Source organism: Methanomethylovorans sp. (assembly GCF_050177135.1).
Taxonomy (GTDB): Archaea; Halobacteriota; Methanosarcinia; order Methanosarcinales; family Methanosarcinaceae; genus Methanomethylovorans.
Genome location: NZ_JBFXHJ010000091.1, coordinates 1 through 8,850, shown reverse-complemented (window position 1 = coordinate 8,850; position 8,850 = coordinate 1). Strand labels below are relative to the sequence as shown.

Here is an 8,850-nt window from a genome sequence, read left to right as displayed (position 1 = left end):
GGAAGCTTGATGACAGGTTGCTTATCCTACTGGACCTGAGGAACGTGCTCTCTGAACATGAAACTAAAGAACTGTACCAATATGTATAACAGGATCAGTGCAGGGCTTAAGACCCTGCCTTCTTTTTTTGACATCAATGATCAGGCTTTTTTGATCCAGTTTCTTTTTCTTTAGTAAACGCTAAGTACCAAAAAACAAATAATTTTATGGTACTGAATGGAAACAGAAGCTAAATTTTTAGTTCCTGAAAAGGATATTTTTGATATTTTCATCTCTGCTTGGAACATAGGCCCTTTTTTACTTGATGCTGCGACCCAGAACAGGCTGGAAGACACATATCTGGACACCGTGGACATGGCCATAATGTCCAATGGATATTACCTGCGGCGCAGGCAAAAGGAAAAGGGTATAGTATACACAATAAGATCCCTTGGAGGGATACGGAAGAATGGTGTAAGGCATAGGGAAGAAATGGAGTGCTTACTGGAACAGGACATCCCATTTAAAGAATGGAACGATCAGGATATGAAAGAATGTCTTACCGGTATTGTGGGAAAAAGCGAACTTATGCCGCTATTCAATGTATCCCATACAAAGAACGTAAGAAATGCCTTTTATAAGGAGAAGCATGTGGCAGAGCTTATCCTGGATGATGTGTTGATAACGGTCTGGGAAAAAAAGCTGGAATATCTGGAAATAGAAGTGGAGATGCTTTCCGATGGAAATGAGAAGGACCTGGAGAAGCTGATGAGTGTGCTTACAAAAGAATACGGCCTTTTCCCTGACCCACCCTCCAAGTTCGAACGTGCCCTGCAATTGATGGAAGAAACAGAAGAGGAAACTGTCCCTGAAGAAGATATGGACTTTTATCCAAAGCCTCTATCTGTCCAGACACTTTTTGAAATCCATCATGTTGAAAGGGCGCATGCCAGAAAGGTGACAGAGAATGCTCTCAGGCTTTTCGATGAACTGAAAGAGGTACATGGCCTGGGAGAAGAATATCGCAGGGTAATATGGATAGCTGCCTTGGTACATGATGTGGGAGTTTACACCAACATGGCAGACCACCATAAGGCTGGCAGGGATATCCTGATGCGTTCTCCTCCCCGAGAATTGGCTCATAGGTTCTGGCCAGTTGCAGTGTGGACAACTTTCCTGCACAAGAAGAAGATGAACAGGGAAAAACTGGAGAAACTGCAGCTCAAGCCATTCGGAAAAATGTCAGCGCAGATACAGGAGGATACGCTCAAGCTGGCCGCACTCATACGCATTGCCGACGGATTAGATTACAGCCGCATGGATTCACGGCTAAACGAGGCCATTATAGAGGAAAAGAAAGTACTGATCACAGTGCATGGCCCCGGTTCATACACAGATGCTGCAAGAGCTGATGAGAAAAGTGATCTATGGAGGATCCTGTATGACCATGAAATAACTTTCAAGGCTGCTGAACAGAATCCCTGACTAGCGAACTACAGCTCTTTCTCAATGGTTTCCACAAGTGTCTTTAAGGTCTTTAATCTTGCATATTTTTTATCATTTGCTTCGACAATTGTCCAGGGAGCATGAGTAGTATGTGTCTTTAAAAGCATCTCATCCACTGCTTCACTATATTCACCCCATTTTTCCCTGTTCCTCCAGTCATCAGGGGTTATCTTCCACTGTTTATGAGAAGTGCGTTCTCTTTCCTTGAATCTTTTCAATTGTTCTTTCTCGTCTATGTGCAACCAGAACTTTACTATGATCGTCCCGAAATCTGCCAGTATTTCCTCGAACTCATTTATTTCGTTGTATGCCCGCTTCCATTGTTCTTCCGTAGAAAAGCCCTCCACTCTCTCCACCATCACCCTTCCATACCAGCTTCGGTCAAAGATGGCTATATGTCCGGCTTCGGGTATTTCCCTATAGAAACGCCATAAGTAGTGATGGTTTTTTTCAATATCATTGGGTACTCCCACAGGTTCCACACTGTAAAGCCTGGGATCAAGTTTCCTGGCTATACGCCTTATGTTACCACCTTTGCCTGCAGCATCCCAGCCTTCAAAGACAACTACCATCGGAATATTTTGTTTGAACAGTTCATACTGCAGCTCACCCAGCCTTTCCTGATAGAAGTCCTTTTTTTTCTCATATTCATCCTCTTCGACCTTCAGGGAAAGATCTGCCTGTGAAAGTCTGGGAGCTGAAAGGTCCGCGCTGCTCATCGCATTCTTGCCCACCGTATCCTTGAAAGTCTTAAAGGGTTCATTTATGGTTTTGTCGATATGTTCTTCCATCATGCGTATGGCATTAGAAAGCACTTTTACTGTTGCGTGATTAAATTCTTCGGCCTCTATCATTGTCCAGGGAGCATATTCTCTGTGTGTGCTTTCAAGGATCTGGTCTATGAAAGGCAGATAGTTGTCATATTCATTAAGATAGTCAAGTTCCTCATCAACAACACAGAGGGGTATGACCTTCTTCTCATATTCGCGGAACCTTTTCTGCTGTTCTTTCTTGGTAATATGCATAAAGAACTTAATTATGAGGTAACCGTCATCTGCAAGCTGACGTTCAAAAACATTTATCCTTTCAACACAATGCTCGAATTGTTCATTGTTCCCTTTTCTGTTAAAATACTCTATGACAGCCCGGCTGTACCAGCTCCTGTCAAAGATGGCAATGCTCCCATATGCAGGTATATCCCGCCAGAACCTCCAAATAAGAGGCTTTTTGAGCTCTGCATAGGTTGGTTTTGCTGTAACATGGTACCTGAAACCCATTGGATTTAGCCCCAGAAGACAACGATTAATGATCTCTGCCATGCCTGAGGCATGCCATCCTTCGAACACTATGATGATCGGTATCTTCATCTTCCAGGCTTTACGCTGCAGTTCTCCTATACGGATGTACAGATCATCTATCCGGGACTTGTACTCCTCCTTACTCATAGATAGAGAAAGATCAACATTCTTGAGCATATCATCAACCCTTGGAATTTTGGTTTATCTTAATAACCCAAGCTGGAATATGCTCCAGGCTATGAGGGCTAAGCTTCCGGTAATAACTATCAATATAAAAGGTTTCAGGGATCTGCTGAACAACTCCTTGGAACCAGTTATTTTTATAAATACAGGCTTTGTCAATGTGCTTATAATACTTGCCATTACTGCAGTTTCCGCAGCAGTCTGATAGGAGATATTACCACCAAGTGCAAGAGATGTCACAGATGCAATAACTGCTGCACTGCTCACTAGACCTCCCAAAGCTGTAGCATAGGTGCCTGCGGATCCGGCGAAATTGTTGGCGGTGTTTGCCAGTAAAAGGAAAAGAACGAAGATCAAACCAAACTTAAAAGCAGGACCCAAGGCAAAGGGTGATCCAATCTCAAGTGTTTCCTGGGTGACTTCTATCTTCTGCCTTTCAAAGAGTACAAGCATCACTGTAACAAGTCCCATCATTAAGAAGGGAGGAAGCATAAGCAATGCAGTTCTCCCGCTGGTGTCCACAATGATAGCTATGACAATGTCCCTGATAAGCATAGATATGACCGCCAGCATTGAGCCCATGTATATATTCTCTGTGAGGTTGGTCCTCCTGCGTGAGATGTTTGCGAGTGCTACAATGGTAGCTTCACTGCTGACCAGACCTCCCAGAAGCCCGGAATAAGCTATACCTCCTTTTGAACCCATTTTTTTGAGAGATAGATAGTTTACAAAACTAATGGAAGACACGAGGACAACGATGAGAATGGCTGATTTGAGATTCAGCACATCATATACGGGTTCTGCAGGTACTATGGGATATAGGACGAAAACCACTGCTAGGAATTTCAGTGCTCCGGAAATATCTTTTTCAGAAAGGTGCTCTGCTAATGCATGCAATGGTTTTTTCTCAATTAGGACAAATGTGAGGACAACAGCAGAAACTATTGGCACCAGGAACATGCCACTGCCTACCAGGATGCCTAAAAGGTATGTAAAAAAGAGAGCAATAGCGCTTGTGAGGCCGGAACGCCCATAGACTATGTTCACTGAGTAGATTATAAGAACGCAGGAAGAAAACATAAAGATAGTAGTTATAAGAAGTATGTCAAAGGAAACGTAAGGTTGCATGAATGTGGCTAGCATGCCGATAAGACATGTAATGGTAAAGGTTCTTACACCTGCATAGATCTTTTTGCTGGTTCTCCAGTGCTCGCGTTCAATCCCGATGAGTATCCCTATCATGAGAGAAACTCCCAGTTTCTGGAAAAAATTTACAAGGAAAGGGTCAAGTCCAATATTATTAATTATGTCGATTATTTGCATAATTCCTTCTCATACATATTTAGAATAATAATATATCTTATGCCCTATATATAATATATTTTCTATAGATTTTTATTTGCTAAGCACAAATTACATTGATGGGGAGTAAGAAACAGTATCACAAGAAATGTGATTTGTAAGGGTATTTTCTTTATCTGCTGTATTAAGTAAGAGATGCTATATGCCTTGGATATTGGAGAAGGAATGCATTGCCTGTAAGAAGTGTGTTAAGAGATGTCCGGCAGATGCCATTTCCATGTCCAAAGGTAAAGCAATTATTGATGGCCACATGTGCATCTACTGTGGCAAATGTGTGAAAGTCTGCCCTGTACATTATACTGAAGGATAAGAAAAAAGTGGAACTGGATGTGGAAGCGAACATAAGGTCTTTCCGCAAGAAAATGAAAAAACACAAAGGAACTGCTCCAAAAAGCCGCATGGTGAAAGGAGAACTAAAACTACTTGAAAGACAAAAGAAGATAATACAGGACACTTTACGGAAACTTAAACGTCTTAAGCCTTAACAATCTGCATTTCCTCAAGACTTTATTTTTATTCGTGCACAAAACTTTAATTATCAGGGAACATAGGAGTACTTATGGACAGAGAGGGGAAGAAATCCAATTCTAAGGGAACCATGCTTTTCCTGATTATTACAGGCTTGGTATGCATGGCATCAGCAATCTTATATGCAATTTTTGAAAGCATTAACCGGTTTTCTGGACCTGGGCAGATCGTCCTGTCCCTGGGGCTTGCAGGAACAGGTATTCTGCTTATTCTGATGGGTCAGAACCTGCTCTTTCTTCTGAAACCAGATACAGGCTTTCTTTTAACATTCGGTTCGATCTTATCCGCTTCAGGTATCCTTGGTTTTATCCTTCTTTATCCTGATGCCTGGTTCTATCCTAAAGTGGCATACGTAATACTTGCTTATGGTGCAGGAATTCTACTGCTTTTATGCGACATCATGTTGCAACAATTCCGGAATGTTCCGAACCCCATCCATTGCAGGTCCGAACCCGCAAATATCAATAGTATAGATACTATGTCTTCTGGAGAAAAACAATTAACTGCAGCCCTTAGCAGTATGATGGTATCTCAGATGATACATCCGGCAAACGAATTTTCCGGATGGAGTTCCACATGTCACGAAAATGAGATGTTTGTTTGTGATGCCGATATAATTACAGATGGAACAGAAAAAAGTAAAACCTGTGAAACTGGAACAGCAACCGAGAGCGTTCCTGAAACAATGTTCCCGGAAACAATGATAGATCTTAACCCTGAGCCACCTGAAACAATAGAAGAAACCGCAACAACAACCGATATAATTGAAAAGGGAGTTGTCGCTGTAATTGATGTCAAGAACTTCCTGTCTATGAAAAGAACTGACATCAAAAAAGACGACCACATGAGGGAAGCCGCTCATAAGATCCTGAGATTCCATTTTGGACGGATGATAAAACATGAACGTGGCACAATGCTGGGTAAGGATATAGAAGAGTTGCATGACATGCGGGTCGCAGCTATGCGCATGCGTTCTGTGTTGCAGGTATTCAATGGTCATCTGGATATGGATACAATGAAGCCTGTTTTCAGGAACATAAAAGCTACGCGTAGATCCCTTGGAGCTGTCCGCGACCTGGATGTGTTCATGGAAAAGATACAACATTATATAGGATCACTTCCCCAACAGAGAACTTCAGAACTGGACGAACTTGCTGGAACTCTTCTGATAGAAAGGGACAAGGCAAGAGGACTTATGCTGCTGCATCTTGACAGCACCAAATATGACAAGTTCAAGCTCAAGTTCACAAAAGTGTTGGAAAAAGGGGGAAAATGGGAAGAATCACTGGTAGACCGGGACGGCAGATCCCTGCCCCACCGAGTAAGGGATGTGCTCCCTTCTCTTTTGTATAACGAGCTCGCTAAAGTGCGAGCCTACGATGATCTGGTACACGAAGATGAAACCTCCTTTGAGATGTTGCATGCTTTGCGCATAGATGTGAAGATCCTAAGATATACACTGGAATTCTTCGAGGAAGTACTGGGGGAACAAACAAAAGACCTTGTCAAAGACCTCAAAGCACTGCAGGACAATCTAGGTGATATTCATGATGCAGTTGTTGCAATAGAACTACTGGAGAACTACCTGAAATGCGGGAAATGGGGTTCTGGAGAAGGAAAGACAGCCGGAGAAAATATGATGTTATCAGACCCCGGGGTCGAAAATTATCTTAAATACCGTAAGAATGAAGTCGTTGAATTACTTGAAGCTTTTCCAGAAGTATGGGCAAAAGTAATGGACCCGGCTTTTGGGGTCAGGTTCTCAAATGTGATAGCCGAACTATACCAGAATTGAAAAGGGTATTTAGTCTAGAATAATATAGAAAATATATACATGTATGTAGAGCTATTGCTAATAAGTATAAAATGTTATTATAAGGGAACCAATATTTTGTGACAATATCCTTTAGGTTGCAACCCACGAAATTGTGCTCGCGTGGTGGAGCATATGGTAATTGGAAAATTTAAATGTGATTTAAATTATATATTGTGATCTAGATGGTGAATAAAATAGTCAAATATGTTAACCGTGAGATGAGCTGGCTTTCTTTCAATGAAAGGGTATTGCAGGAGGCAGCAGATCCTTCATTGCCATTACTGGAACGTTTGAAGTTCCTAGGCATTTTCTCGTCGAACCAGGATGAATTCTTCAGTGTGAGAGTGGGAACTGTCCACAGAATGATCGATGCCGGTGTGAAATCCAGTGAAACGATAGGAGATTCACCAAAAAAAACAATGAAACTTATCCATAAAAGAGTATTGCAGCTGAGAGACAAGTTCGATGATGTATTCTCAGAGATAGAAAAAGAGCTTCAAAAAGCAAATATATTCATTATCAATGAAACTGAACTTACTCAGCAGCAGCAGGAGTTTGTGAGGGAATACTTCATTTCCAAAGTGCGTCCCAGGCTTGTACCTGTCATGTTCCGGGAACTTCAAAAATTCCCTTATCTAAAGAACCAGGCCGTATACCTGGCAGTTGCCATGTACAAGTATCGGGACCCACAGGATTTCAACTACGCCCTGATAGAAGTACCTGCAGATGTGTTACCCCGTTTTCTTCCGTTACCATCGGACTCCGGAACCCAGTATATAATAATGCTGGATGATGTGATACGTTTTGGCCTCTCAAACATTTTCTCTATCTTTGATTATGATTCCATAAGTGCATACACCATCAAGCTTACAAGGGATGCTGAACTCGATATTGAAGACGATGTGATGAAAAGCTTTTTTGAAAAGATCTCAGAGGGTCTCAAGCAAAGAGAAAGAGGGGAACCTGTGAGATTTGTATATGACAGGGAAATGCCGGAAGACCTGCTGAACATCATACTTGATGGCCTGAAAATGAAGAACTTTGAAAATATAGTTCCCGGAGGAAGATACCACAATGCACGGGATTTCATGAACTTCCCGGACGTGGGTGAAAGCTCTCTCTTATATGAAAAAAACAAGCCAATAAGACATCCCGATCTTCCAGTTAACCGCAGCATTCTGGAAGTAATACGCAGCAAAGATGTAATGCTCTGTTACCCCTACCATTCTTTCGATCATATGATCGATCTGTTAAGAGAAGCGGCCATTGATCCTAACGTCACCACCATTAAGATGACACTCTACAGGGTAGCTAAGAACTCAAATGTGGTGAATGCCCTCATCAATGCTGTGAAGAACGGTAAATCCGTAACAGTGGTCATCGAGCTGCAGGCGCGTTTCGATGAGATGGCAAATATCTTCTGGACGCAGAAACTGGAAGAGGCGGGAGCTACCATTATAGATGGTGTTCCAGGACTGAAGGTACATGCAAAACTTTGCAAGATCACAAGGATAGAAAATGAGATCCCGGTGACATACGCGTGTATAGGCACAGGCAATTTTAATGAGTCTACTGCTCACGTTTATAGTGATCATGCATTGCTCACATCCAATCCTTCCATAACCAGCGAAGTGAAACACCTTTTCGATTTCTTTGAGCACACATACAAGCATATCAGTTATGATCACCTCATCGTTGCACCTCACTACATGCGCAACAAGATCTATCGGCTGATCAATACGGAGATAAGGAATTCAAAGGCCGGAAAACAGGCTTATATGTACCTGAAGATGAACAATCTTGTGGACCGCAGGATGATAGAAAAACTCTACGAAGCAAGCCTGGCAGGCGTTAAGATCCGGATGGTAACCAGAGGTATATGTTCTCTGGTTCCCGGAGTCAAGGGGCTTAGCGAAAACATAGAGGTCACAAGTATAGTGGATAAGTATCTGGAACATTCAAGGGTATTCATATTCTGTAATGATGGCGATGAGAAATATTTCATTTCCTCTGCAGACTGGATGGTGCGTAACCTGGACAGGCGAGTGGAAGTAGCAGTGCCTGTTTACGACAGATCTATACAGGAAGAACTTAAGCAATTCATGGAGATCCAGTTTGCCGATAATACCAAAGCTCGTATTATTAATAAAGAGCAGGACAACAAATATGTAAAGAGAA

7 protein-coding genes are annotated in these 8,850 nt (G+C 42.2%); 5 read left to right on the top strand and 2 right to left on the bottom strand.

Going from position 1 to position 8,850, the window contains the following annotated elements:
* Positions 1 to 216: 216 nt before the first annotated feature.
* Entirely contained in the window at positions 217 to 1,464 is a 1,248-nt protein-coding gene (locus tag AB7U21_RS08105; protein ID WP_428388199.1) for a CYTH domain-containing protein, read from the top strand.
* 8 nt (positions 1,465 to 1,472) lie between these two features.
* Here the strand turns inward: AB7U21_RS08105 and pap are convergent, their stop codons facing one another.
* On the bottom strand, positions 1,473 to 2,960 hold the full coding sequence (pap, locus tag AB7U21_RS08100) for a polyphosphate:AMP phosphotransferase (RefSeq protein WP_428388197.1): 1,488 nt from the start codon (positions 2,958 to 2,960) through the stop codon (positions 1,473 to 1,475).
* A gap of 24 nt (positions 2,961 to 2,984) precedes the next feature.
* Complete coding sequence (locus AB7U21_RS08095) at positions 2,985 to 4,289, bottom strand: MgtC/SapB family protein (RefSeq protein ID WP_333788411.1); 1,305 nt, start codon at positions 4,287 to 4,289, stop codon at positions 2,985 to 2,987.
* A gap of 181 nt (positions 4,290 to 4,470) precedes the next feature.
* On the opposite strand from AB7U21_RS08095, the gene AB7U21_RS08090 reads away from it, so the two are divergent.
* From AB7U21_RS08090 to ppk1, 4 genes are all read left to right on the top strand, one after another.
* On the top strand, positions 4,471 to 4,638 hold the full coding sequence (locus tag AB7U21_RS08090; protein WP_428388195.1) for a DUF362 domain-containing protein: 168 nt from the start codon (positions 4,471 to 4,473) through the stop codon (positions 4,636 to 4,638).
* A gap of 7 nt (positions 4,639 to 4,645) precedes the next feature.
* Entirely contained in the window at positions 4,646 to 4,813 is a 168-nt protein-coding gene (locus tag AB7U21_RS08085; protein WP_333787464.1) for a hypothetical protein, read from the top strand.
* A 146-nt stretch (positions 4,814 to 4,959) separates the two neighbouring features.
* Positions 4,960 to 6,651 carry a CHAD domain-containing protein gene (locus tag AB7U21_RS08080; protein WP_428388192.1) on the top strand — a complete coding sequence of 564 codons (1,692 nt, stop codon included), beginning with the start codon at positions 4,960 to 4,962 and terminating at the stop codon, positions 6,649 to 6,651.
* A gap of 203 nt (positions 6,652 to 6,854) precedes the next feature.
* Positions 6,855 to 8,850, top strand: a 1,996-nt coding sequence (ppk1, locus tag AB7U21_RS08075; RefSeq protein ID WP_428388190.1) for a polyphosphate kinase 1, incomplete at its 3' end; no start/stop codon positions are given.

Bases quoted from the DNA above. Each gene is read 5' to 3' on its own strand.
- pap (WP_428388197.1), bottom strand. From the start codon at position 2,960: ATGCTCAAGAATGTTGATCTTTCTCTATCTATGAGTAAGGAGGAGTAC.
- AB7U21_RS08105 (WP_428388199.1), top strand. From the start codon at position 217: ATGGAAACAGAAGCTAAATTTTTAGTTCCTGAAAAGGATATTTTTGAT.
- AB7U21_RS08080 (WP_428388192.1), top strand. From the start codon at position 4,960: ATGGCATCAGCAATCTTATATGCAATTTTTGAAAGCATTAACCGGTTT.
- AB7U21_RS08090 (WP_428388195.1), top strand. From the start codon at position 4,471: ATGCCTTGGATATTGGAGAAGGAATGCATTGCCTGTAAGAAGTGTGTT.
- AB7U21_RS08095 (WP_333788411.1), bottom strand. From the start codon at position 4,289: ATGCAAATAATCGACATAATTAATAATATTGGACTTGACCCTTTCCTT.